The 21,895-nt window shown below is 55.6% G+C and carries 21 protein-coding genes; 5 read left to right on the top strand and 16 right to left on the bottom strand.

What is annotated here, in order from left to right; translation table 11 throughout:
* Positions 1 to 83: 83 nt before the first annotated feature.
* Genes ACORNT_RS06360 through ACORNT_RS06350 form a run of 3 tightly spaced genes read right to left on the bottom strand, consistent with a single transcriptional unit; the run spans position 84 to position 3,298 of the window.
* On the bottom strand, positions 84 to 1,139 hold the full coding sequence (locus tag ACORNT_RS06360) for an amidohydrolase family protein (protein ID WP_321396945.1): 1,056 nt from the start codon (positions 1,137 to 1,139) through the stop codon (positions 84 to 86).
* 6 nt (positions 1,140 to 1,145) lie between these two features.
* A complete protein-coding gene (locus ACORNT_RS06355) occupies positions 1,146 to 2,579 on the bottom strand; it encodes an NAD-dependent succinate-semialdehyde dehydrogenase (RefSeq protein ID WP_321396942.1) in 1,434 nt (477 codons plus the stop codon).
* Positions 2,576 to 3,298, bottom strand: coding sequence for a nuclear transport factor 2 family protein (locus ACORNT_RS06350; RefSeq protein WP_321396939.1), 723 nt, complete (start codon positions 3,296 to 3,298; stop codon positions 2,576 to 2,578). Before ACORNT_RS06350 ends, ACORNT_RS06355 begins: the two co-directional genes overlap by 4 nt.
* A 216-nt stretch (positions 3,299 to 3,514) precedes the next feature.
* Here ACORNT_RS06350 and ACORNT_RS06345 point away from each other — a divergent pair, with 216 nt between their 5' ends.
* From ACORNT_RS06345 to ACORNT_RS06335, 3 genes are read left to right on the top strand one after another with little or no spacing between them, the layout of a single operon-like run.
* Entirely contained in the window at positions 3,515 to 4,861 is a 1,347-nt protein-coding gene (locus tag ACORNT_RS06345; RefSeq protein ID WP_321396936.1) for an MFS transporter, read from the top strand.
* 32 nt (positions 4,862 to 4,893) lie between these two features.
* Complete coding sequence (locus tag ACORNT_RS06340) at positions 4,894 to 5,802, top strand: SDR family NAD(P)-dependent oxidoreductase (RefSeq protein WP_321396933.1); 909 nt, start codon at positions 4,894 to 4,896, stop codon at positions 5,800 to 5,802.
* Between the two features lie 13 nt (positions 5,803 to 5,815).
* Positions 5,816 to 6,718 (top strand): SDR family NAD(P)-dependent oxidoreductase, encoded by a 903-nt coding sequence (locus ACORNT_RS06335; RefSeq protein ID WP_321396930.1) that lies wholly within the window; start codon positions 5,816 to 5,818, stop codon positions 6,716 to 6,718.
* 22 nt (positions 6,719 to 6,740) lie between these two features.
* Here ACORNT_RS06335 and ACORNT_RS06330 read toward each other — a convergent pair whose 3' ends face one another.
* The 10 genes from ACORNT_RS06330 to ACORNT_RS06285 all read right to left on the bottom strand — a co-directional run bounded on the left by ACORNT_RS06330 (position 6,741) and on the right by ACORNT_RS06285 (position 17,486).
* Positions 6,741 to 7,493, bottom strand: coding sequence for an alpha/beta fold hydrolase (locus ACORNT_RS06330; protein WP_321396927.1), 753 nt, complete (start codon positions 7,491 to 7,493; stop codon positions 6,741 to 6,743).
* 49 nt (positions 7,494 to 7,542) lie between these two features.
* Positions 7,543 to 8,829 carry an MFS transporter gene (locus tag ACORNT_RS06325; protein WP_321396924.1) on the bottom strand — a complete coding sequence of 429 codons (1,287 nt, stop codon included), beginning with the start codon at positions 8,827 to 8,829 and terminating at the stop codon, positions 7,543 to 7,545.
* A 95-nt stretch (positions 8,830 to 8,924) separates the two neighbouring features.
* Positions 8,925 to 9,686, bottom strand: coding sequence for a glutathione S-transferase family protein (locus ACORNT_RS06320; protein ID WP_321396921.1), 762 nt, complete (start codon positions 9,684 to 9,686; stop codon positions 8,925 to 8,927).
* Positions 9,687 to 9,689: 3 nt separating this feature from the next.
* A complete protein-coding gene (locus ACORNT_RS06315) occupies positions 9,690 to 10,484 on the bottom strand; it encodes an SDR family NAD(P)-dependent oxidoreductase (protein WP_321396919.1) in 795 nt (264 codons plus the stop codon).
* Entirely contained in the window at positions 10,481 to 11,350 is an 870-nt protein-coding gene (locus ACORNT_RS06310; RefSeq protein WP_321396916.1) for an amidohydrolase family protein, read from the bottom strand. Before ACORNT_RS06310 ends, ACORNT_RS06315 begins: the two co-directional genes overlap by 4 nt.
* Positions 11,351 to 11,416: 66 nt before the next feature.
* Positions 11,417 to 12,925 (bottom strand): aldehyde dehydrogenase family protein, encoded by a 1,509-nt coding sequence (locus ACORNT_RS06305; RefSeq protein WP_321396913.1) that lies wholly within the window; start codon positions 12,923 to 12,925, stop codon positions 11,417 to 11,419.
* A gap of 33 nt (positions 12,926 to 12,958) precedes the next feature.
* Complete coding sequence (locus tag ACORNT_RS06300) at positions 12,959 to 13,618, bottom strand: glutathione S-transferase family protein (RefSeq protein ID WP_321396909.1); 660 nt, start codon at positions 13,616 to 13,618, stop codon at positions 12,959 to 12,961.
* A 5-nt stretch (positions 13,619 to 13,623) separates the two neighbouring features.
* Positions 13,624 to 15,753 carry a PQQ-dependent dehydrogenase, methanol/ethanol family gene (locus ACORNT_RS06295; RefSeq protein ID WP_420717550.1) on the bottom strand — a complete coding sequence of 710 codons (2,130 nt, stop codon included), beginning with the start codon at positions 15,751 to 15,753 and terminating at the stop codon, positions 13,624 to 13,626.
* A 186-nt stretch (positions 15,754 to 15,939) separates the two neighbouring features.
* The gene (locus ACORNT_RS06290) at positions 15,940 to 16,719 is read right to left on the bottom strand and encodes a glutathione S-transferase family protein (RefSeq protein ID WP_321396904.1); all 780 of its coding nucleotides are present in this window, start codon (positions 16,717 to 16,719) and stop codon (positions 15,940 to 15,942) included.
* Positions 16,719 to 17,486 (bottom strand): glutathione S-transferase family protein, encoded by a 768-nt coding sequence (locus ACORNT_RS06285; RefSeq protein WP_321396901.1) that lies wholly within the window; start codon positions 17,484 to 17,486, stop codon positions 16,719 to 16,721. Before ACORNT_RS06285 ends, ACORNT_RS06290 begins: the two co-directional genes overlap by 1 nt.
* Positions 17,487 to 18,171: 685 nt before the next feature.
* Between ACORNT_RS06285 and ACORNT_RS06280 the strand changes: the two genes are divergently transcribed.
* A complete protein-coding gene (locus ACORNT_RS06280) occupies positions 18,172 to 18,456 on the top strand; it encodes a hypothetical protein (RefSeq protein WP_321396898.1) in 285 nt (94 codons plus the stop codon).
* Between the two features lie 92 nt (positions 18,457 to 18,548).
* Here ACORNT_RS06280 and ACORNT_RS06275 read toward each other — a convergent pair whose 3' ends face one another.
* Genes ACORNT_RS06275 through ACORNT_RS06265 form a run of 3 tightly spaced genes read right to left on the bottom strand, consistent with a single transcriptional unit; the run spans position 18,549 to position 20,854 of the window.
* Positions 18,549 to 19,679 (bottom strand): amidohydrolase family protein, encoded by a 1,131-nt coding sequence (locus ACORNT_RS06275; RefSeq protein ID WP_321396895.1) that lies wholly within the window; start codon positions 19,677 to 19,679, stop codon positions 18,549 to 18,551.
* Positions 19,680 to 19,699: 20 nt separating this feature from the next.
* The gene (locus ACORNT_RS06270; RefSeq protein ID WP_321396892.1) at positions 19,700 to 20,155 is read right to left on the bottom strand and encodes a nuclear transport factor 2 family protein; all 456 of its coding nucleotides are present in this window, start codon (positions 20,153 to 20,155) and stop codon (positions 19,700 to 19,702) included.
* A gap of 3 nt (positions 20,156 to 20,158) precedes the next feature.
* A complete protein-coding gene (locus tag ACORNT_RS06265) occupies positions 20,159 to 20,854 on the bottom strand; it encodes a nuclear transport factor 2 family protein (RefSeq protein WP_321396889.1) in 696 nt (231 codons plus the stop codon).
* A 98-nt stretch (positions 20,855 to 20,952) separates the two neighbouring features.
* Between ACORNT_RS06265 and ACORNT_RS06260 the strand changes: the two genes are divergently transcribed.
* Positions 20,953 to 21,867: an SDR family oxidoreductase gene (locus ACORNT_RS06260; RefSeq protein WP_321396886.1), complete on the top strand. Its 915-nt coding sequence runs from the start codon at positions 20,953 to 20,955 to the stop codon at positions 21,865 to 21,867.
* The last annotated feature ends 28 nt before the right edge of the window (positions 21,868 to 21,895 follow it).

The following is a 21,895-nucleotide window of genomic DNA, read 5'->3' as shown; positions in this document are numbered from 1 at the left end:
ATTCTCCCTGATATAAGGCTGCAAGAACTGGAACAAGGCCTCCCCCATCTGGGGGGAGGCACGCAAACTTGGCGAACGGTTATTTATTTCAGACCAAATACATGTTCCGCATTGGTCTGCATCAGCTTCTTCTTGGCCGTATCCGAAATATCAAGAAGGTCATGGGTGCGCACTTCGTCAGCCACATATTCATACGGGTAATCCATGGCATACATGACCCGGTCATCCCCGAGAACACTCTGGGCGAATTTGATCGCCGGCTCCCAGGCCATGCCGCTGGTGGTGACATAGACATTGGACTGCATATAGTCCGCGATTGTTTTTTTCAGCGGCTTCATGCGCTCGTACCGTTGGGACCGGACCCCCGCCTGATGCATATAATCAAGACGGTAGAGCCAGTACGGCAGCGCCTCTCCCATATGACCGACAATGATCTTGAGATCCGGGTAGCGGTCAAAAATCCCGATGGTGATCAGGCGCAGGAGATGCATGCCCGTCTCGACGCCGAAACCGAAAATTGCGCCGTCAAGGCCCGCTTCAAGCATCGGATCAATCATGCTGTCCGGCGGTGTCTGCGGGTGGATATAAAGCGGCTGGCCGGTGTCCGCCAACGCCTTGAAGATTGGATCAAATTTGGCATTGTCCAGATATTCACCCTGGGTGTGACTGTTGACCATCACACCCTTGAAACCCAGGTCGGCGCCGCGTTTGATTTCGGCGGCGCTCCAGTCCGGATCCTGCGGGGCAATGCTGGTCATGCCGACAAAGCGGGTCGGATGAGCCTCTACCCTTTCGGCCAGATAATCATTGGCCCGGGCGACCATGCCTTTGGCTTCCCCGGCATCAATCAACGGCTGCACACCGGGAGAGGTCAGAGAGAGAATCGCCACATCAATGCCGGTCGCGTCCATATCGTCCAGACGCCGTTTGTCCAGATCCATCAGCCGATCAATAATCTGCATGGCTCGTTCGGACGGCGACTGGGCATAAAAACCCCACAGGGAAACCATGCCCTTGTCCGCCGTGCCATCATTGACCATCCTGAGATAGGCATCGATCTGCTCGCGGGTCGCAAAGGCTTCCTCAGTGGCAATGCGGAGATAACCGCGATCGCCCCCGGTTTTCAGTTCATGTGTCATGGCAACTTATCCCTCGTGAACGGTTTTGGTGACAAGGCAGGCATCCAGTCCTTCCGGGCCATCCTCATGACCGTGACCGGACCATCTCACACCGCCAAAAGGTGCATCCGCCCCGGCAATCATGACCGTATTCAGGCCAAGCATGCCAACCTCGACCTCTTCGGCGAGCCGTCTTTGACGGCGCGAGTCCGACGTCCAGGCGTAACCGGCCAGACCGTAAGGCAGGCGGTTGGCTTCCTGAATAACCTCTTCTTCGGTTCTGAAGGAATTGATCATGGCCACAGGCCCAAAGGGTTCCTCATTCATGATCCGGGCATTCAGGGGAACATCGGACAATACCGTCGGGGCATAGAAATAGCCTTGGTTACCAATGCGCTTGCCGCCGGTCTGCAGTTTTGCGCCACATTCGATGGCATCGCCGATCAGCTGTTCCATCGCTTCCGGACGACGCGGGTTGGCCATGGGGCCCATCTGGGTATCCGGGTCCATCCCGTTCCCCACCTTGACAGCCTCTGCCCGTTCCTTGAAGCCCTGGACAAAACGATCGTAAATATCTTCCTGCACGATAAACCGGGTGGAAGACACGCAGACCTGTCCGGCATTGCGAAACTTATGAGCAGCCATGACGTCAAGCGCCTTGTCCACATCCGCATCATTGAAGACCATCACCGGACCGTGCCCGCCAAGTTCCATGGTTGTCCGTTTCATATCCTCGGCCGCCAGTTTGGCCAGATGCTTGCCGACCACAGTTGAACCGGTAAAGGACAGCTTGCGAATGATGGGAGAGGCCAGCAGGTGACGGGACACTTCATCCGGCACACCGAAGACCGCCTGCGCCGCTTCCTTGGGCAGACCCGCATCCAGCAGGGCCTGTAAAATACCCAATGCCGACGCCGGTGCTTCCTCGGCCGCCTTCATGATCACCGAACAACCGGCTGCGATCGGCGCTCCGAGCTTGCGGGCCGGGTTGCCAAGCGGGAAGTTCCAGGGCGCAAAGGCTGCCACCGGCCCTACCGGCACCTTAGTGACCATGGACCTCTGTCCGCCCTCGGGGCGGGTCAGGATGCGTCCGTAAATGCGCTGGCATTCACCGGCATAGAACTCAAACAGGCCGGCGCCGATCATCACCTCTATCCGGGCTTCCCCGAACGGCTTGCCTTCTTCCATAGTGGCATGCCTGGCAAGATCATCGGCCCGCTCCCTGAGCAGACGGGCAGCGCCCTGAAGCACGGCGGCCCGCTCCTGCGGCGTGGATTTTTTCCAGATCCTGAAACCGCGATCCGCGACCTCGAGCGCCCGGTCCATGTCTTCCGCACTGGCCAGCGGAAGTTCGCCGAGAGTTTCCTCCGTCGCCGGGTTGACGACCTTGTGTGTACGCCTGCCGCCGCCGGACACACGCTCGCCGTCAATGATCATATAGAGTGAGGGATAGTTGCTCATTTTCCAGCCTTTTCACGATCGATATCACCCTGCCAGCGTTCCGGCACGATAGGTTCTTTTGTCACCGGATGAATATTATGGAAGGGGACGACCTTATGGGTCGGCCACAGCCAGACATCTTCTTTCAACTCGTCCGGCCCGGTCGGATCTTCCGGGTAGATGGTGTCGAGGAACGGCACATAGTTGGGGCGTGTATTTGCCCAGCCGGTTTCAAAGTCGGCATGCCACTGGGGACAGTAGTTCAGGATATGGATCCGCCAGACACCATCCACCTTTTTGTATACATTTTCATATAATCCGCCTTCCCACCACTGGCGGGGTTCGCCGTAATCCTTGTGCCGTCCGGCCTGCATCATACAGCGAAAACGACCCAGCGCAGTGACGCCGTCATCCTGAATATCGACAATATCCTGGAGCTGTGGATGATCAAGTAGGAAACCGTCGATGGGACCGTTATTTCCGTGGGTAAAATTCTTCTGGAAACGCTCGATATAGAGACGGGCCGCACCGGCATGACCTTTATAGATCCCGCCAAAGAAATGCACTTCACAATCCTCGGTAAACAGCGCTACAGTCTCATTATACAGGCACTTGTCAATGAAATATCCATACAGGTGATGCAGCTTGCGAACAGCCTGTTCATCTTCACTGACGGTAAGCCGTTTTGTAAGTGCGGCAACCTGGTCCTCAAGTGCCTTGATTCGATCCGACTCAGACATTATGCGCTCCTCTGTTATATTATTCCCAGCGTCTCCCAGGTCCGCGGGCCTTCAGTTCCTAAAAGACTTATACCAAAAAATAATTGTATGCAATACTAACCGATATCGCTATAAACCATTTGTATGCAATACTAACGGATGTTATGGTAATATGCATACATAAAATAAAAATAATAGGGACTGGTTTTACGTATATTCGGGAGATCGACAGACACAATGGATGCCCAAAATCTGCATAAAATAAACATTGCGCCAGACTGGCCCAGTGCACGACGCGGCTGGTACGCCGTCTTTGTCATTACCCTGTCACTCCTGATCAATTTTCTCGACCGCGGGATCATCGCCCTTCTGGTGCCGAATATCAAGGCCGACCTGCAGCTGAGCGATACCCAGCTCAGCCTGATCATGGGATTCGCCTTTGTCATGTTTTACATGTTCGCCGGCCTGCCGATTGCCCGTTACGCCGATCACGGCAATCGCAAGAAACTCATCGCTGTTGGCCTGGCTCTGTGGGGCGGTGCCACGGCCCTCTGTGGATTGGCCAAGAGCTTCAATACCCTGTTTGCCTTCCGTGTAGGGGTCGGTGTCGGCGAGGCCTGCACCGGACCGGCCAGCTATTCCCTGCTCGGCGATTATTTCCCGCCGGAAAAGCTGCCCCGGGCCATTGCTTTCCTTAATTTCGGATTTATCGCCGGGAATGGTCTGGCTCTTCTGATCGGTGGCACTGTCGTCGGTATTCTGGCGGCAAATGCGTCGGCATTTTCCTTTCCCATCATCGGTGAACTGCGGGTCTGGCAGCTTGCCTTTATTGTGGTTGGCATCCCGGGTCTTCTGGTTTCCCTGCTGATGTTGACGGTTCGCGAACCGGTCCGGCGTGTTGCCGGGAAAGCGCCCTCAATCAAGGAGGTTGGCGACTTCCTGATGAACAAGAGATGGGTTTACGTCCCGCTAATAATCGGCATCTCCCTGAACACCATTGTTGCCGTTGGCCATGCCAGCTGGGGACCTGCCTTTTTCATGCGCACTTACGGATGGTCCGTGGCTACTGTCGGCCTGGTGTCCGGCCTGACCTTTATCCTGCTCATGCCTGTCGGCGCCATGCTCGGCAGCATGATGGCGGAACGCTGGACACGGGAAGGCCGGGCAGACGCCAATATGCGCGTGGTTATCTTCGCCCTGATCGTAAGCCTGCCTTTCATGATCGCCGCCCCATTGATGCCGGTGGGCTGGATGGCCGCGGGCCTTAACGCCATCGGGATGTTCTTCACGGCCTTCCTGTTTGGCCCGCAGAATGCCGCTATCCAGCTTGCCACCCCCAATCGCATGCGTGGCCAGATTTCGGCTCTGGTCCTCTTTGGCTTCAATGTGATCGGCTATGGCTTCGGCCCAACCGTGCTTGCCCTGATCACCAATTATGTCTTCAGGGATGAAATGCAGATCGGATACGCCATGGCCACGTCCTACGCAATCATCAGCCCCATTGCCCTGGTCATCCTGTGGCTTGCCGTAAAACCCTATGCGGAAACCATCAGGGAAATTCAGGATAAAGAAAAAACAGCTTAGAATTTTGAATAGAGAGAATCAGGAGAATTTGAATGCAAAATCTTTCGGGTAAAACCGCTTTTATTACCGGCGGCGCCAGCGGCATCGGCCTGGGCATCGCCAAGGCTCTTTTGAACCGCGGCATGAACCTGGTCATTGCCGACATTCGCGACGACCATCTGGAACAGGCACAGAAAGAGCTTAATAGCCCGGACAAGGTGCTGGCCCTCAAGCTGAACGTCATGGACCGTGACGCCTTCAAGGATGCCGCCGATGCGGCAGAAGAGCGTTTCGGCAAAATCCATATCCTCGTTAACAATGCCGGGGTCGCGGTGATCGGGCCGGTCGAGATGGCAAGTTACCAGGACTGGGACTGGACCATGGGTGTCAACCTTCAGGGCACCATCAACGGGGTTGTGACGATTCTTCCCCGGATACTGGCTCACGGTGAAGGCGGTCATATCGTCAATACCGCCTCCATGTCCGGCTTCCTGCCCCACCCCGGCACCGTCATTTATACGACATCAAAGGCCGCTGTTATCGGTATGGCGGAGGCCATGCGGGCGGAACTGGAAGGTCGAGGGGTGATCGTGTCTGCCTTCTGCCCGGGCCCGGTCCAGTCCAATATCGCCGAGGCCGGCAAAACCCGCCCGGACGAACTTTCCGATACCGGCTATGCGGAAACCGACAAGCGCCGCCAGCAAGGCGGTGACTTCTCCCACCTTTATAAAACCAAGGAAGAAATCGGCGAGCGTGTGGCCCAGGGCATCGAGAATGACGAACTCTATATCCTGACCCACAGCGAATTCACCAAAGGCGTTGAGGCCCGCACGGCCGCTATGCGTGCCGCAGTGCCGGATCAATTGCCGGAAAATGAAGAACTGAAGAAAACTTTCGCACCGCTGTTCTACAACCAGGCCCATGCGGATGAACTGGAACGGCAGAAGAAGTTAAAGAAATAACGGAGCAAGAGAGATGAAAGATTTAGCAGGACGTACTGCTTTTATTACCGGGGGCGCCAACGGCATCGGCCTTGGCCTGGCCCGGGCTCTTCTGACTGAAGGCTGCAAGGTCGCCATCGCCGACATCCGGGAAGACAGCCTGGAGGCGGCCCTCAAAACCCTGGATAACCACAATGTCATAGGCGTCAAGCTTGACGTCGCATCGCGAGAGGAATTCGCCAGAGTGGCCGACGAAGTGGAAGAGCGCCTGGGGCCGGTTTCCCTGCTCTTCAACAATGCCGGCATCAACCTGTTCCAGACCATTGATGAAAGCACCTATGACGACTGGGACTGGGTCATGGGGGTAAACCTGCATGGTGTGATCAACGGCATCCAGACCTTTGTGCCGCGCATGAAGGAACGGGGCCTTGGCGGACATATCGTCAATACGGCCTCTATGGCCGCCTTCCTCTGCGGTCCCGCCCCCGGCATTTATAACGCGACAAAATTTGCCGTGCGCGGCATGTCCGAATCGCTGCGCTACAGTCTGGCTCCCCAGGGCATCGGCGTTTCCATTCTGTGCCCCGGTCTGGTCAAGAGTTATATCTATGCCAGTGACTCCGTTCGTCCGGAAGGTCTTGCCAGTCGCGGCAAGCCGGAGGACAAGGCCTTTACCGAACAACTGGCCAACCTCCACCAATACGGCATGGAACCTGATGAAGTTGCCGCCAAGGTGCTTGACGGCATCCGGGCCAACCGCTTCTATATTTTCTCCCATCCGGAATTCAAGGACGAGCTTCGTGAGGTGTTTGATGAAATCATCGACGCCTTCCCGCCACAGGATGAACTGGACGAAAATGCAAAGAAACGGGTGGAATTCGAAAAGGGCCGGCGGGCGAATTACAAAAAAGCCCGCATGGAAGCCCGCGGCGAATAATCCCTCACCGTCTTTCTGAACCCTATTCTGACGCGCTGTCTACAATCTGCAACAGCGCGTTTGCCAATTCATGGGGCATGGACAGGAACGGACTGTGATCTGTTTCCAGGGTTGTCACGGTCTGGCAGGGTTGCAGGCTCTGCATCAGGCGCTGGTCCTCGATCAGGATGGTCCGGTCATGCAGGCATTCGATATAGTGCCGGGGTACCGAGCCGAAGCGCTCCTCTGTCAGGTTAAGGAGTGTACCGGTCGGCGCAGAGGGTTCCGGCTTGAGCCGGGAGATCGCATCATGGGCCAGATCCGGTGGCGACATCTGGGCGAAAACCTCGACCGCATTGCCGGCGTTGTCCACCACCGTCGCCGCCATGCTGGGGTGAGGCAACCGGATGGCATCAAAGGCCGGATTTGGTTTCTGCCGGGCTTTGAGCTCCGCCCGGGACATGCCCGAGGGAATCAGCATGGCGCATATATATACGAGAGCATCTATAGCTTCAGGAGCCTTTTCCGCCGCCTGGCTGATGACAATGCCGGCCCGGCTGTGACCGCACAGGATCACAGGCTTTTCGGGGGCGCTGCGGCAAAGGTCAGCGGCAAACCCCGCCCATCCGTCCAGGCTTACGGCGGCTAGTTCCTCATCGCTGACTTCCCGGTCCCGCTCCATCCCCGGAAGATCGGGTGCAATGACCTTGTGCCCGCGGGCCTCCAGAAGTTCCGCAACTTTGTCAAAGCACCAGCCGCCGTGCCAGGCGCCATGAATAAGAATAAAAGTCGCCATAAATTCTTCCTCCTTTCCTTGTAACAGGAAACTCGCCCCCTTGCGGGCCTCAGCTTTTCCGGGCCAGATCCAGATCCTGGCGCAGGGTGGGAAGACCGAAGGCAAAAAACGCCGCCGCCCCGCCGTAACCCACAACGATAACACTGAACAGGGCGTAGCGGATGGCGGACGCGCCCGCTTCCACGCCGTAAAAGTCACTGACCATGCCCACAAACAACGGCCCAATTCCAACAGCTATCAGGTTGTTGATGAAATTGAAAAAGGAGACCGACATGCCTCGCATCCGCAAGCCGGACAATGCCTGAAGCATAGCGCTCTGGGGTCCGCCGTACATATGCATGAAAAAGACCTGCAGCCACATGAAAATACAGGTCGTTTGCAGGTTATCCGTAAAGTAAGTTCCCGCGGCCAGAGGCAGGGTCACTAGAAGAGCGAGGGTACAAACGCCAAAATACCAGCGCTGGTCCCCTGTCCGCAACGCAAGGGTATCGGTGAGCCAGCCGCCGAACAGGGAGCCTATGATGCCGGCCGTTCCCCAGACAAGACCAACGATAGCACCTGCTTCCGCTATATCCAGTTCGTGCAGCCTGATGAGATAGGACGGGGTCCAGATCCCCGCTCCCCAGTTGCCCACGGACACCAGTGATCCGGCAATGACCATAAACACATAGGCGCGCTGCCTGAGGAGAAATCTCAGAGAGTTCCAGAGAGAGGGAGCCTCGGTAATGTCTATCCGTTTTTCTGAACGACCCCGCAACGGCTCCCGGATGGTAAAGAAGATCACACCGCTCAGGGCAATGCCGGGAGAACCGATCAGGATGAAAGCCATTTTCCAGCCATACAGCTGGTTCAGAAGCCCCCCCAGGGTATAGCCGATCATAATGCTGACCGGGATCGCCATGATCAGGGCAGAAAAAGCCCGGGCCCGCTTTTCCGGCGGGAAATAATCGGACACCAGGGAGGCGATACTGGGGGCCCCTCCGGCCTCTCCCACCGCCACACAGGCGCGGGCGGCAAAAAGCCCCCCGAAACTGGTCACAAGGCCGCAGGCGGACGTCATCAGGCTCCAGAAAAAAATGGAAGCAGTAAGGATGTTACGCCGGTTCAGGCGATCCACCATCAGGGCAATGGGAAGACCAAGGACCGCGTAAAAGCTGCCAAAGGCAAAACCGCCGAGCAAACCTAGCTGGGTATCACTCAGGGAAAATTCGGCCTTGATGGGCTCCATGAGGACCGCAAGAACCTGTCGGTCCAGATAACTGAACATGGTCGCCAGCCAGAAAAGGATCAGAACATAGCTCGCCCTGAGTCGGGAAACATGGAAATCCTGGGGCATTATATTTTTCCTTCTATTTCCTGAAGGCGGATGGAGATGGCCTAAAAAATCAGGGCGACGAAATTACGCCGCCCTTTTTTCTGGCCTGGATTACTTTACTTCGCATGCCCGGTGAAGGTACGAAGCGCCGGGTTGGTATGATCCGGCATTTCCAGGGCCGCCTTGACGCCGGGACGGGCCGTCATCCGGTCCCGCCATTCCACCAGCCTCGGCGCCCTGTTCGGGATGTCCATCTCGGGGAACATGCGCTCCACCATCATACCGCAATGGCAGTAGAAATTGATGTCTGCCAGGGTGTACATGTCACCGGCCAGCCACGGAGTTTCGCCCAGCTGGTCATTGACCTTGTCGACGGCAATTTCGATTTTTGACGTGGCTTCATCCAGCTGTTCCTGGGAAAAACCGGCCCGGGCCGTTTTCCATTTCTTGCGCTGGTCAGGAAGCGGGATACGCTCCATCAGTTCTTCGAACTCACCGGATTCAATGCCCCGGGCAATCACGCCGACCATGCGGTGCCAGCCATGCATGGACACATGATTCATCACATGTTCGTCGACAAATTTATTCCAGTAGCGCATGCGGGCCCTGCCGACCGGTTCATAGGGGCGCAGGGGAATTTCCGGAAAAACATCTTCCAGATATTCATTGATCACCGTTGTATGTGTGATGATATGGCCATTGTGATCCAGCACCGGCACCTGGCCTTCCGGATTGATGGCAATAAACCATGGTTGATGTTGCTCAAACTTGTGCAGATCCACATAAACGCTCTCAAACTCAAGTTCTTTTTCCTTGAGCGGAATCATCGATTTCAGCGAGTTTGCCGCCGGTTCCGCATGATAATATTTAAGAGCCATGCTCTATCCTCCCGTTGCTATTGTTCCCAGAATGCCGCCATCCACAGACCATGCCTGCCCGTTCACATATCGGGCGGCATCAGACAACAGAAAGGCGGCAACATTCCCTAATTCCTCTGACGTACCGACACGCCCCTGCGGGGACATTTGTCCTATTATTTTTAATCCTTCATCATAGTTGCCGTTGCCAAGCTGATCCGCCAGTTCGCCCAGCATTTCCGACTCAATGACGCCGGGAAGGATGCAGTTGACCCTGATGTTATGACGAGCCACCTCTGCAGCTGCCGAACGGACCATGCCCAGTACCGCATGTTTGGAGGCGTTATAGCCCACCGTGTTTGGGAAACCCCGTTCGCTGGCCAGAGATCCCGTCGCCAGAATGGCACCGTCCCGGCGTTCAATCATCGACGGCAGCACCCTTTTCATGGCCCAGAACAGGCTTTTCAGGTTCAAAGTCATGATGTCGTCAAAGGCTTCATCGGTATATTCGGTGATCGGCGCCCTCGGGCCCCCGGCGCCCGCATTGGCGAACAGGCCGTCGACGGGCCCGAAAACTTCTTCTGCCGCATCAATCGAGGCATTTACCTGATCCCGGACGGACATGTCGGCTGCGTAATAACCGGCCTCACCGCCGGCCCTGCGAATTTCCTCGACGGCCTGCGCCAGTTTGTCTTCACGGCGGGCCACCAGCATGACTTTCGCACCGAGCCCGGCCATCACTTTCGCCGAGCCGAGACCAATACCGCTGGAAGCGCCGGTGACGATAATATGTTTTCCTGTCAGGGAAAAGTCGCTCATTTCAGTCCCAGGACTCTGGCTGCATTTTCTTTCAGGATCAACGGCAGGACGTCTTCCCGGAAACCTACTTCCTTCGCAGACTTGATCCAGACATCAGGCGTCAACAGCGGGAAGTCGGAGCCGAACAGCATCTTGTGTTTCAGCTGGGTGTTGGCGTAGTGAATGACCTGCTTGGGGAAATATTTCGGCGCCCAGCCGGACAGGTCGATAAAGACATTGTCCTTGTGCAGGGCCATGGACAGGCTTTCATCGGTCCAGGGCCAGCTCGGGTGGGCCAGAATGAATTTCATATCCGGAAAATCTGCCGCGGCATCATCCACCAGCATCGGCTGGCCATATTTCAGCTTCACCCCGCCACCGCCGGGCATGCCGGTTCCCATGCCGGAATGGCCGGTATGGAACACGGCCGGCAGTTTATATTCCGCAATCACTTCATAAATTGGATAGGCCATCCGGTCGGACGGGTGAAAATCCTGCATCGGGGGATGGAACTTGAATCCCTTCACACCATATTCCTCGATCAGCATGCGGGCTTCCCGCGCGCCATATTTACCCTTGTGGGGATCGATGGAAGCAAAAGGGATCATGATGTCTGCATTGTCCTTGGCGAACTCGGCGATTTCCTCGTTGCGGATGCGTTTCGCGCCAAAGGCGGATTCAATATCCACCGTAAACATCACAAAGGCGACATTCTGTTCCCGGTACAGGGCGATGGTCTCGGGAATGGTCGGCCTCTTTCGATCAGCCTTGAAATATTTTGACGTGGCATCATAGAACTCGCTCATCACCGGGTCTTCCGGATCACAGCAAGACACTTCCGCGTGAACGTGGACATCAATGGCAATGACTTTATCAAGGTCGATCATAAGGTATCTCTATCAAAGGTATCAGAGGAAAGGCCCCTCCCCGGAGGGGGAGAGGCCCGGATATAATTAAAGCTGGATGATAACGCTCTTCAGCTCGGTATAGGCTTCCACACCCTGACGGGCCTGTTCGCGGCCAAGGCCGGACTCTTTGTAGCCACCGAACGGCAGGGCCGGATCGATCACGCCATGGCAGTTGCCCCATACGGTACCGGCCTTGATTTTGGCAGCCAGCTGATGCATGGCGGACACATCCTTGGTCCAGATACCGGCGCCGAGACCGTAACAGGTGTCGTTGGCAGCCTTGGCAACTTCGTCCAGATCGTCAAAGCGCTGGGCAACAACAACCGGACCGAAGATTTCTTCCTGAACAACACTCATGTCCGGTTTCACATCAACCAGAACGGTCGGGTTTACGTAATAGCCGTCGGCGCTTGGTGCATCACCGCCAACAGCAACGGAAGCACCGGCTTTTTTACCGGCTTCAATATAGCCCATAACCCGGTTGAACTGCTCGTCGGATACCAGCGGGCCCATGTGGCCTTCGGGATCCAGTGACGGACGGGGCGCCCAGAATTCTGCCGCACCGGCAACACCTTCGATCACCTTGTCAAAGATGGAACTGTGGGCAAACAGGCGGGAGCCGGCCACACAAACCTGACCGGAGTTGAAGAAGATAGCACCGGCAGCACCGGCACCAACAGAGGCAACATCCACATCAGGCAGAACCACGACAGGAGACTTGCCACCAAGTTCGAGAGTCACACGCTTCAGGGTGTCTGTGGCGTTTTTGTTGATGATTTTACCTACTTCGGTGGAGCCTGTGAAAGCCACTTTATCAACATCGGGGTGTTTGACCAGACGGTCACCGGCTGTATGGCCGTAACCGGTAATGATGTTGATCACACCGGCCGGGAAACCAGCTTCGGCAATCAGGTCCGCCATACGGAGAGCTGTCACTGAAGTCTGTTCGGCGGGTTTCAGGATCAGTGTACATCCGGCGGCCAGGGCCGGTGCAACTTTCAGAATCGCCATCAGCAGCGGGAAGTTCCAGGGCACGATCTGGGCAGCAACACCGACAGGTTCGCGGCGCACATAGCTGTGAAACGTTCCGCGCGGCGCGGCCATCGGCTCGATCATTTCACCGCTAAGTTTGGTTGCCCAACCGGCCATATAATGCATCATGCCGGCAGCGGCAGGAATATCCACATTTGCGGCCATGCCTTTGGGTTTACCGTTATCGATGGCTTCCAGCTCGGCCAGTTCGTCAGCATTCTGGCTGATCAGGTCGGCCAGTTTGTGCATCATCATTTCACGGGCGATCGGAGGCAGGTTGCTCCAGCGGCCGTCGTCAAAAGCTGTGCGGGCAGCGGCAACGGCGCGATCCACGTCGCCATCTGTCGCTTCGGCGATCTGGCTGACTTGCTTGCCGCTTGACGGGTCGATCACGGCGATGGTTTCGTCGCCTGAGGGATTAACCCACTCATTGTTGATAAACAGGGCCGGTTTACGGTTCAGTGCCTTCTGAGCTTTCTCGGAATAGGCATACTGTTTCAAAATATTGCTCATCTCATTCATAATATTCATCCTGTGTTTTGGGTCGAATTTTAGTTAAACCAGCAGCTTTTTGCCGCCTTCAAGTGTCTTCTCATCCTGTGCGCCAAGGTCTGTCGGCGGCGGCACAGCCTTGCCTGTAATGACGGCCGGGCGGGCAGCGACCAGATCGATCCAGCGCTGCAAATGATCCAGTCCGTCAATATTCACACCGGACCACGCATAGGCATGGGCCCAGCACCAGTTGGCGATATCCGCAATGGAATAATCGCCAGCCAGATATTCATTGTCGGCCAACCTCGTGTTCAGCACCTCCAGAAGACGCCGGGTTTCCCGCTGATACCGTTCAATGGCAGCGGGAATCTTCTCGGGGAAATAACGGTAGAACACATTGGCCTGCCCCATCATCGGGCCAAGGCCGCCAATCTGGAACATCAACCACTGGGTCACCAGACTTTTACCCTTGGGATCCGTTGGCATCAGCTTGCCGGTTTTTTCTGCCAGATACAGCATAATAGCACCGGACTCAAAAACCTTGAAGCCATCATCAACAATTGCCGGGATACGCCCGTTGGGATTGATCTCGAGATACCAGGGTTCTTTCTGTTCCCCTTTACTCAGGTGGATCTGGTGAACTTCATAAGGCAGCCCCAGTTCCTCAAGGGTAATGGACGCTTTCCAGCCGTTCGGGGTCTCAGAGGTGTATAAAGTGATCATTCTTATTACTCCAACGCTTTGTCTTCATTCGCACGTTTAATGACATAATGGCGAATGCTGTCGGCCTCTGCCGGACTAATCACAGGTTCCCAGGACACCATGCCGTTGTGTTTCAGTTCGCCGTCAATGACGACCATTTTCCAGCTGTCCTCATCGAACAGCAGCCCGCTGTGACGCAGGTCCGGTGTCAGTGATCCGGCGACGGCGGCATCACCGTGACAGGTGCCGCAATAGCGGGCAAAAAGGTTCCCTCCCTGCAGCACTACGTCGTCGCCGGCTGTCAGCGGCGGCGGATCAAGAGGCAATTCGTTGAGTGGCGGCACCGGCGGCAATTCCGCCGTTCCGTTGAGTTTGAAAACCAGCAGGCGGCTGATGTTGCGGACGGGCCCGGACACATCCGCCAGCACACCGGTCACCAACGGCCAGACACCGCCCCAGCCGGCCAGCACTGCCACATATTGTTCCTCCCCGATGGTATAGGTTACCGGGGCGGCCACAATGCCGGTCTGGGCCGGAAAAGACCACAGCTTCTCACCGCTGTCAGCCGCATAAGCGGCAAAATTGCTCGCGGCATTGCCCTGAAAAACAAGACCACCGCCGGTAGCCAGAATGCCGCCATTCCAGGGACCGTCAAAATTTACCCGCCAGCGTTCCGTCTGTGTCACCGGATTCCAGGCAATAAGCGCCCCTTTGGTCGCTGCTTTGGCCGCCGCCCGGACCTCCTCGATGGCCGGCATGGCTGCAGCGGCCATATCAACCCCGACATTGAAACCCATCTTTTTCACTTCCCAGTTTTTTGCCGGAATATAGGGAAAAGCCGAGATATTGGCCGGAATGAAGACCAGGCTCTGGTTGGGATCATAAGCCATTGGGTGCCAGCTATGACCACCTGTCGGACCGGGTGTGACAACAGCAAGTTTGCCGGTTTGGTCGTAGCGGGCTTCAGGAACCGCTATGGGACGCCCGGTTTCCATGTCTATTCCCTTGGCCCAGTTCACAGGTACATAGTTATTGGCAGACAGGAGTTCACCGGTGGCCCGGTCAATCACATAGAAAAAGCCGTTCTTGGGCGCCTGCATCAACACCTTGCGCTTCTGGCCGTCGATTTCCATATCGGCCAGCATGATATGCTGGGTGGCTGTGTAGTCCCAGGTCTCGCCGGGCGTGGTCTGATAGTGCCAGACATATTCGCCGGTCTTCGGCCGCACGGCAACAATGGAGGACAGATAAAGATTATCGCCCCCGCCCGGAGAACGTAACGCCTGGTTCCAGGGCGATCCATTGCCAACCCCGATATAGAGCAGGTCAAGATCCGGATCATAGGCCATGGAATCCCAGACTGTTCCGCCACCACCGATATTCCACCATTCGCCGTTCCAGGTCTCGGCGGCTTTTTCCAGATATTCTGGCTGCGGGCCATTGGCCGGATTGTCCGGCACCGTATAAAAGCGCCAAAGCTGCTCGCCGGTTTTGCTGTCGTAGGCGGAAATGTACCCGCGCACCCCGAATTCCGCACCGCCATTACCAATAATGACCATGCCGTCAATGGCGATCGGTGCGCCGGTAATTGTATAGTTTTTGGACTGGTCGACCGTCACCACGCTCCAGTTAAGCTTGCCGCTTTCACGGTCAAGGGAAATCAGGCGACCGTCAAGACTGCCGAAATACAGGCTGTCCCCCCAGGCTGTCATGCCGCGGTTGATGACATCGCAACATCCTTTTGCGGCAGTTTCGCCGGGAACTTCAGGATCATACGCCCACAGCAATGCACCGGTGGCGCCATCATAAGCCTTGACCTTGGACCAGGCCGTTGTGAAATAGAGGTTGCCGTCAATAACCAGAGGCGTTGCCTCCTGCCCGCGGGCGGTATCCATATCAGCATACCAGGCCAGGCCGAGGGAGGCTACATTGGATTGGTTGATCTGATCCGCCGGGTTATAGCGTTGCTGGCTGTAGGTGCGCCCGTAGGTCGGCCAGTTGGAGGTATCATTTACTGCAGCGACCAGACTGTTCGTGTCGACAACGCCGGTCGCAGCAGAGGCAGGAGCTTCGCCCCCCTCTTCCTTGCCACACCCGGTTAACAATCCGCCGCCGGCAATTGCCAGGGTCGCCATAATCAGCAGTTTTTTCATCATCATCTCTCTTATGCTCCCAATACACAGCTGTTGCCTTGGCCCTCAGCTTCCTCCCGTACATCCTGATCCACAGACTATTGGACCATGCAAACCTGACTTTACCTCTTTTTCAGTCCGTTCGCGAGCCCCGACTGACGCCACATGACGCTATTGCATACATTATCTAGTGTCCTGCCGGTGCAACCCTTAACCCCAGCGGTTAATTTCCGGTCCAGGTGCCCAATATTTCAAAGGATCTGCAACTGTCGCCCTGGAAAGCGCCTGCTGGACAGACGGACGATTGCGCACCCGTTCCAGCCATGTTTTGGTACGACCGGCATTTTCAAAGGCAGCTGGCACCAGGTCGACCATGCCGGCAAGCCAGGCATAGGTTTCGAGATCGGCCATACTGAACTCGCCCATCAGCCAGTCACGTCCCTCAAGCTGCGCTTCAACCTTTTCCGCCGCCTGAACAATCTTGGATTCGGAATCAGCAACCTGGTCATCGGAAAACTTTCCGGTCCGAACATCACACCAGCGCTGCTTCAGGTCCTCGCTGGCTATTTTGCCGACCATTTCCGCGAAAGCACTGTCATCAAGACCGGCAAGCCGGTCTTTCAGATGAGCCTTGACCCCCAGATAAGACGCCGCCGGCGCCACCCTTTCAATCACAAAACGGCACCAGGTCATGACTTCCCAGCACCCATAGGAATCACCAGGCACCAGACTGGAACCGGACCCCACATCATCAAGATATCGGGCAATAAAGACCGAATCGGCAAGCGGTTCGCCATTGACCACAAGGACCGGGCCCTCACCTTCCACGCTCATGTTTACTTCCACGCTTTGCTCACATTTCGATCCATGCCGTTCTGCACGGGCAAGGTCAATATACACGAGGTCGGCATCAAGATTCTTTTCCGAAAGCGCAGCAAGAACCGTCAGGGAAGGACCATTGGGCTCACCATGATAAATCTTCATTGTCATTAGTTTGCTCCCCGCTCAAGAATTTGCACACGTTTCACCATATCCGTCTTGCCCATACCCCAGATAAATCTGGTCGCAGGACGCTCATAAATTTTCCTGAGCCATTCCATGATATGCGGCGTCCGCTCATCATTGGCGAGTTCCGGCTGGGACAGGGGAAGTGCATAGCCAAGGTTAAATCCGTTGACGTCGGCCAGGCTGTACTGGTCGCTGGCCAGCCACTTGTGTTTGGCAAGCTCGGCCTCCAGCATATCAATCCCCACCGCCACACGACGCATGGATTCCTTCATTTCCTCTTCACTGAAGGTGCCATAGATCGCCTTGCGCCAGGCCACCCGCCGCTCCGGCATGGGAATACGGTCAATGGCGGCTTTCAACTCTTCAGGATCCTTGCTGCGGACAGACGGCCCGACAAAGAAACTCCAGCCAATCATGCTGAAGGAGGGTGCCAGCCACTGGTCCATGAATTTCATCCACCAGCGCACACGCAGCCGCTCGAACGGATCTTCCGGCATTAAAGACGGACCATCAAAGGTCTCGTCCACATATTCCATAATGGCCGTGGATTCGGTCAGTACCCGGTCACCATGCGTCATGGCCGGAATTGTTCCCTGGGGGTTAATGGCCAGATACTCGGGCTTGTGCTGATCAAAGTTCAGCAGATCGAGATAGTGACTTTTGAATTGGACCCCTTTTTCAGCCAGCGCAAGCATCGGTTTGCCGGAATTAGCATTCGGCTCCCAATGATATAGAGTGACATCATTCATAGCGAGTTTCCCGCCTCCCTTTTGGCCGCCCCGAAGTCAGGGGAAGTAGCGCGGCATTCTTCCATTTCCCCATTTAAAACATATTCTTACCAGCATAAATCCGCACCCTGTCCTTATCCTTTTTCAGTCAGGCCACACAGACGCTGGTCGCGAAAAGTTGCTGGTATTTGCCAAAATATCCGGACAATCCTACAGCGATTCAAATGGGGCATTCTTCTCAGAGACTACCCTTAATTGGATCCCAAACCAAGTTCTTTTCGCTCTTCTCCACTATAAATCAGTTTCTGCAAATAAAACTATTTTTAATTTGTGTTACTTACAGTCTATTGTCGAAATATGTCAAGCAATTTACAGCAATAATGCATACAATAAACAAAAAAGCCCGCAATTCAGAAGACTCTCCAAATCGGAACTTTCCCATCAGAAGCCGCCTTTAATTGGATCCAAAATCAAGCCTTTTTCGCCCTTCTCCGCTATTGACTAGCTTCTTTTATAATTGTATTTTTAATTTGTGTTACATACAGTTTTTTTCCGAAATATGTCAAGCAATTTGCGGCAAAATGTATGCATCAACCCAAGAATCCCACATAACAGAAGGCTTCCACATTTAATCAATTTGCATTTATTCGATGCACCCAGGGACTTTTCAAATCATCGTAAGGCTTCATAGTGCACCAGGAGAACAATGATGCATGCCGAAGTACCGTCCCACGTCAAACCCGAGCAGGTTGTTGACTTTGATTTCTATCACCCGTGCGAGCCGGGAGGCGACCCTTTCCTGGCCTGGAAAAAGTTGCAGGAAGGTCCTGCCATGGTCTGGACGCCTCACAACCAAGGGCACTGGATTGCCGTACGGGGCTCACAAATCAAAGAGACCCTGACAGATTGGCAACGTTTTTCCTCTTCTTCTGCCTTTATCCCCAAGATGCCAGACCGCCCGCGCGGCCTTCCCCTGGTTTGGGATTTATGATGCATTAAAAAATCCGCCTGTCTCCCGGCACGTAATGGGAGACAGGCGGTTCAGTTATATTGGCTTATGCAGCCAGAGGAATCTGGTTTCCGTTACAGCTTAAATACCCGCTCGGCATTTTCCTGCATCAACATCTTTTTATGTTCCGGGCTGATATCCATCCGGTCATAGGCCGCCACTTCGTCCCCCGACTGCTGGTACGGATAATCCATGGCATATATCACCCGGTCCGGGCCCATCACATCCATGCAGAATTTGATCGCCGGCTCCCAACCTACCCCGCTGGTGGTGATCCAGATGTTTTTCTTGAAATAATAACTGATCGGATGCCTGAGCGTCACCGGCGGCTGACCACCGCGCAGACCCGGCACCCCGTCAGCATTGGACTGCATCCAGTCAAAACGATAAAGGTGCAAGGGCATGCATTCTCCCATGTGGCCGATGACAAGTCTGATATCAGGATATTTATCAAAAGCGCCGGACAGAACCAGGCCCATGGTGTGGATCCAGACATCATGGGGGAAGCCGCCCAGGGCGCCGGTCATGCCGCGGAACTGATAGGGCTGGTTATAGCGGGGCGCCGTCGGGTGAATATAGAGTGCCGCATCATTGGCCTCCAGCGCCGCCAGGATCGGTTCAAACTCCGCCTCGTCCAGATAACGCCCTTTCCAGTGCGAGTTCAGCACCGCGCCGTTGAGGTTAAGCTCTTTCATGCCCCGTTCGATTTCGGCCACCGCCCCGTCCACATCCTGGGGCTGAAAGGCGGCGAGAGCGGAAAAACGATCCGGATATTTTGCGCAGGCCTCGGCGGCAATGTCATTGGACATGCGCGCCAGACGGGTCCCCTCTTCGGGACCCAGAACCTGCACGCCGGGCGAGGTCAGCAGCAGAAGCTGACGGTCGATACCCAGTTCATCCATGCGGGCGATGCGTTTTTCGCCAAGATCAAAGAGAGTTTCCTGAAGTCCCTTCATACCGGCAAACATGTTGGCCATAGCCAGGGAAGCGTCATCGGACGCCTGACCACTATTATAAAGCCTGACCTGGGCCTCGATCAGCTCGGGAAAGCTCCAGGCTTCCTCGGTCGCAATACGTTTATAGGGAGCGTTGCGCTCAATTTCCCCGGCAGGAGGCGCCAGACCGACATGGGAGCGCGGGTTAACGACATTATTGCCAAGTCCACTCATGCCCTTTTCGCTGCCGTCGGAATTATCTTGTGACATAAGCTCTCTCCTTGACGCCGTCAGAACATTGTATTGTCGTTGGCGGAAGTTTCCGGCACCGGTTGAAGCACATCCCAATGTTCGGCAATTTTGCAGCCTTCGACGCGGAAGATGTCGACCACAGCAAAACCACGGTCTTCGGGCGTCGGCCGGGCATGCATATGGACAGCAACAAGATCGCCATCGGCAATGATCCGCTTCACATCATACGTGAACCCGGGCTGGGTCTCGAGCCAGCCGCCAAGGGCATCGATGGCAGCCTGACGGCCGTCCGGGGCGACCGGGTTATGCTGGATATAATCTTCCCGCACCCAGGCCTCGAACGCCTCTTTCACTTTAAGCTGGCTGTAAAACAGCTCCCCGAAAGCTTCCACCACCTGCCGCGGACTCTTGTCGCAGGAAGTTGCCTCCCCGGCATAGCCGGACGGATTACCTGCAATGGCGATCAATCCGGCCAAAAGCAAAAGGCGTTTCATGGCTTATTCCTTAAAGGGTTTATAGGCCCTGCCCATCACCGGATGGGCATAATGGTAAGGCACATCATGACGATTCGGCCAGGTCAGGCGCGGTTCAGGCAGCAGTTCGTCCGGGCCAAGCGGGTTTTTGGGATAGGTTTCGACCGCCGGCTGCAGGTGAGCCTCGGTCTTGGACCAGCCTTTTTCATATTCCGCCTGCCACTGCACCATGTAATCAAGGCGCTTGATTTTCCACACCCCGTCCACACAGACATAGTCATTCTCGTAGATACCGGCTTCATAGAACTGCTCAGGCAGCCCTTCGGGCTTATACTCCCGGCTTTCGTGAACGCCGCCCATCAGGACAGCGCGGAACCGGCCCTTGGCAGTCTTGCGGTCAGGTGCAACAGTGATGATGTCCTGCATCTGGAAATGATCCAGAAGAAAGCCGTCCTCCGGTCCCGGCTTGCCGTGGGTGAAATAATTCTGGAACCAGGTTTTATAAAGACGGGCCACACCCTCTTTACCCTTGTAAATCCCGGACAGGAAAATCACCTCGCCGTCATCGGCGAACAGCTGCACCACTTCGTCATACTGACAGAAGTCGATGTAATAGCCGTAGGCATAGTGAAGTTTGCGGATCGCGGCAGAGTCCTCAAGTGTCCCCACACGTTGGGCCAGTGCGTCAAGTTCAGCTCTCAGATCGGAGTTGTCAGTCATTTTCCCTATTCCCTATATTTTTTGGTGTTTATGGATAATATTTATTAGTATGCTACACTAACTAATAATCAAATCAACATCAATATAGAGAGAATTTTATGTCCTGGGAAAACAAGACAGCGTTCATCACCGCCGGTGTTTCCGGCATCGGTTTTGGTCTGGCGCGGGCCCTGAGCAATGCGGGTATACGGCTGGCGCTCAGCTACAGAAACGAAGAACATAAAGAGGCTGCCTCCAGGTGGTTTGCGGATCAGGGGCGCGAACAGCCGCTGTTTGTCAAACTTGATGTCCAGGACCGGGCGCGCTTTGGCGAAGTAGCTGATGAAGTCGCCGATCATTTCGGCAAGCTCCATGTGCTGATCAATAACGCCGGGGTCAGTGTCTTCGGCCCCACGGATGAGGCAAGTTATGCGGATTACGACTGGATCATGGGCGTCAATTTCGGCGGCGTTGTCAACGGGCTGGTCAGCTTCATCCCCAAACTCAAGCAACATGGCGAGGGTGGCCATATCGTCAATGTGGCCAGCATGGCAGCCTTCCTGGCCGGTCCCCAGGCCGGCATTTATACCGCCAGCAAGTTCGCCGTTCGCGGCCTCACCGACTCCCTGCGCTATAACCTGGCGCCCCACAAGATCGGCGTCTCCCTGATGTGTCCGGGCCTGACCCGCACCAACGCCTGGGACAGCGCCCTGAAACGCCCCGATGATTTTAAAGACAGCGGCTTTGCCCCCGCCGACAAATCGGAACTGGAACAGTTCGGCACCGCCTTCGACGCCGGCATGGACCCGCTTGAAGTGGGCGAAAAAACCCTGAAAGGCATGACCGAAAACCGGGGCCTTATCCTGACCCATCCGGAATTTGCCGAGGACTTCAAAAAGATTTACGAGGAAAGTGTCGCCGCCCTGCCCAACGAGGAAGTCCCCGAAGGACGCCTCCATATCGAGAAACTGCGCAGGGACACCATGAAGGCGGCGGAAGCGGGCATTATCACCGGTCTTTCAGACCTGACCTGACAGCCCAAACCCTTTGAATGCAGAAGGG

The organism is Emcibacter sp., assembly GCF_963675455.1.
In the GTDB taxonomy this organism is placed as follows: domain Bacteria; phylum Pseudomonadota; class Alphaproteobacteria; order Sphingomonadales; family Emcibacteraceae; genus Emcibacter.
This window is presented reverse-complemented; position numbering and strand designations above follow the sequence as displayed.

What these genes read in the sequence shown, in the direction of transcription:
- ACORNT_RS06360 (WP_321396945.1), bottom strand. Translation starts at nt 1,139, where the DNA reads ATGACACATGAACTGAAAACCGGGGGCGATCGCGGTTATCTCCGCATT.
- ACORNT_RS06355 (WP_321396942.1), bottom strand. Translation starts at nt 2,579, where the DNA reads ATGAGCAACTATCCCTCACTCTATATGATCATTGACGGCGAGCGTGTG.
- ACORNT_RS06350 (WP_321396939.1), bottom strand. Translation starts at nt 3,298, where the DNA reads ATGTCTGAGTCGGATCGAATCAAGGCACTTGAGGACCAGGTTGCCGCA.
- ACORNT_RS06345 (WP_321396936.1), top strand. Translation starts at nt 3,515, where the DNA reads ATGGATGCCCAAAATCTGCATAAAATAAACATTGCGCCAGACTGGCCC.
- ACORNT_RS06340 (WP_321396933.1), top strand. Translation starts at nt 4,894, where the DNA reads ATGCAAAATCTTTCGGGTAAAACCGCTTTTATTACCGGCGGCGCCAGC.
- ACORNT_RS06335 (WP_321396930.1), top strand. Translation starts at nt 5,816, where the DNA reads ATGAAAGATTTAGCAGGACGTACTGCTTTTATTACCGGGGGCGCCAAC.
- ACORNT_RS06330 (WP_321396927.1), bottom strand. Translation starts at nt 7,493, where the DNA reads ATGGCGACTTTTATTCTTATTCATGGCGCCTGGCACGGCGGCTGGTGC.
- ACORNT_RS06325 (WP_321396924.1), bottom strand. Translation starts at nt 8,829, where the DNA reads ATGCCCCAGGATTTCCATGTTTCCCGACTCAGGGCGAGCTATGTTCTG.
- ACORNT_RS06320 (WP_321396921.1), bottom strand. Translation starts at nt 9,686, where the DNA reads ATGGCTCTTAAATATTATCATGCGGAACCGGCGGCAAACTCGCTGAAA.
- ACORNT_RS06315 (WP_321396919.1), bottom strand. Translation starts at nt 10,484, where the DNA reads ATGAGCGACTTTTCCCTGACAGGAAAACATATTATCGTCACCGGCGCT.
- ACORNT_RS06310 (WP_321396916.1), bottom strand. Translation starts at nt 11,350, where the DNA reads ATGATCGACCTTGATAAAGTCATTGCCATTGATGTCCACGTTCACGCG.
- ACORNT_RS06305 (WP_321396913.1), bottom strand. Translation starts at nt 12,925, where the DNA reads ATGAATGAGATGAGCAATATTTTGAAACAGTATGCCTATTCCGAGAAA.
- ACORNT_RS06300 (WP_321396909.1), bottom strand. Translation starts at nt 13,618, where the DNA reads ATGATCACTTTATACACCTCTGAGACCCCGAACGGCTGGAAAGCGTCC.
- ACORNT_RS06295 (WP_420717550.1), bottom strand. Translation starts at nt 15,753, where the DNA reads ATGATGAAAAAACTGCTGATTATGGCGACCCTGGCAATTGCCGGCGGC.
- ACORNT_RS06290 (WP_321396904.1), bottom strand. Translation starts at nt 16,719, where the DNA reads ATGACAATGAAGATTTATCATGGTGAGCCCAATGGTCCTTCCCTGACG.
- ACORNT_RS06285 (WP_321396901.1), bottom strand. Translation starts at nt 17,486, where the DNA reads ATGAATGATGTCACTCTATATCATTGGGAGCCGAATGCTAATTCCGGC.
- ACORNT_RS06280 (WP_321396898.1), top strand. Translation starts at nt 18,172, where the DNA reads ATGATGCATGCCGAAGTACCGTCCCACGTCAAACCCGAGCAGGTTGTT.
- ACORNT_RS06275 (WP_321396895.1), bottom strand. Translation starts at nt 19,679, where the DNA reads ATGTCACAAGATAATTCCGACGGCAGCGAAAAGGGCATGAGTGGACTT.
- ACORNT_RS06270 (WP_321396892.1), bottom strand. Translation starts at nt 20,155, where the DNA reads ATGAAACGCCTTTTGCTTTTGGCCGGATTGATCGCCATTGCAGGTAAT.
- ACORNT_RS06265 (WP_321396889.1), bottom strand. Translation starts at nt 20,854, where the DNA reads ATGACTGACAACTCCGATCTGAGAGCTGAACTTGACGCACTGGCCCAA.
- ACORNT_RS06260 (WP_321396886.1), top strand. Translation starts at nt 20,953, where the DNA reads ATGTCCTGGGAAAACAAGACAGCGTTCATCACCGCCGGTGTTTCCGGC.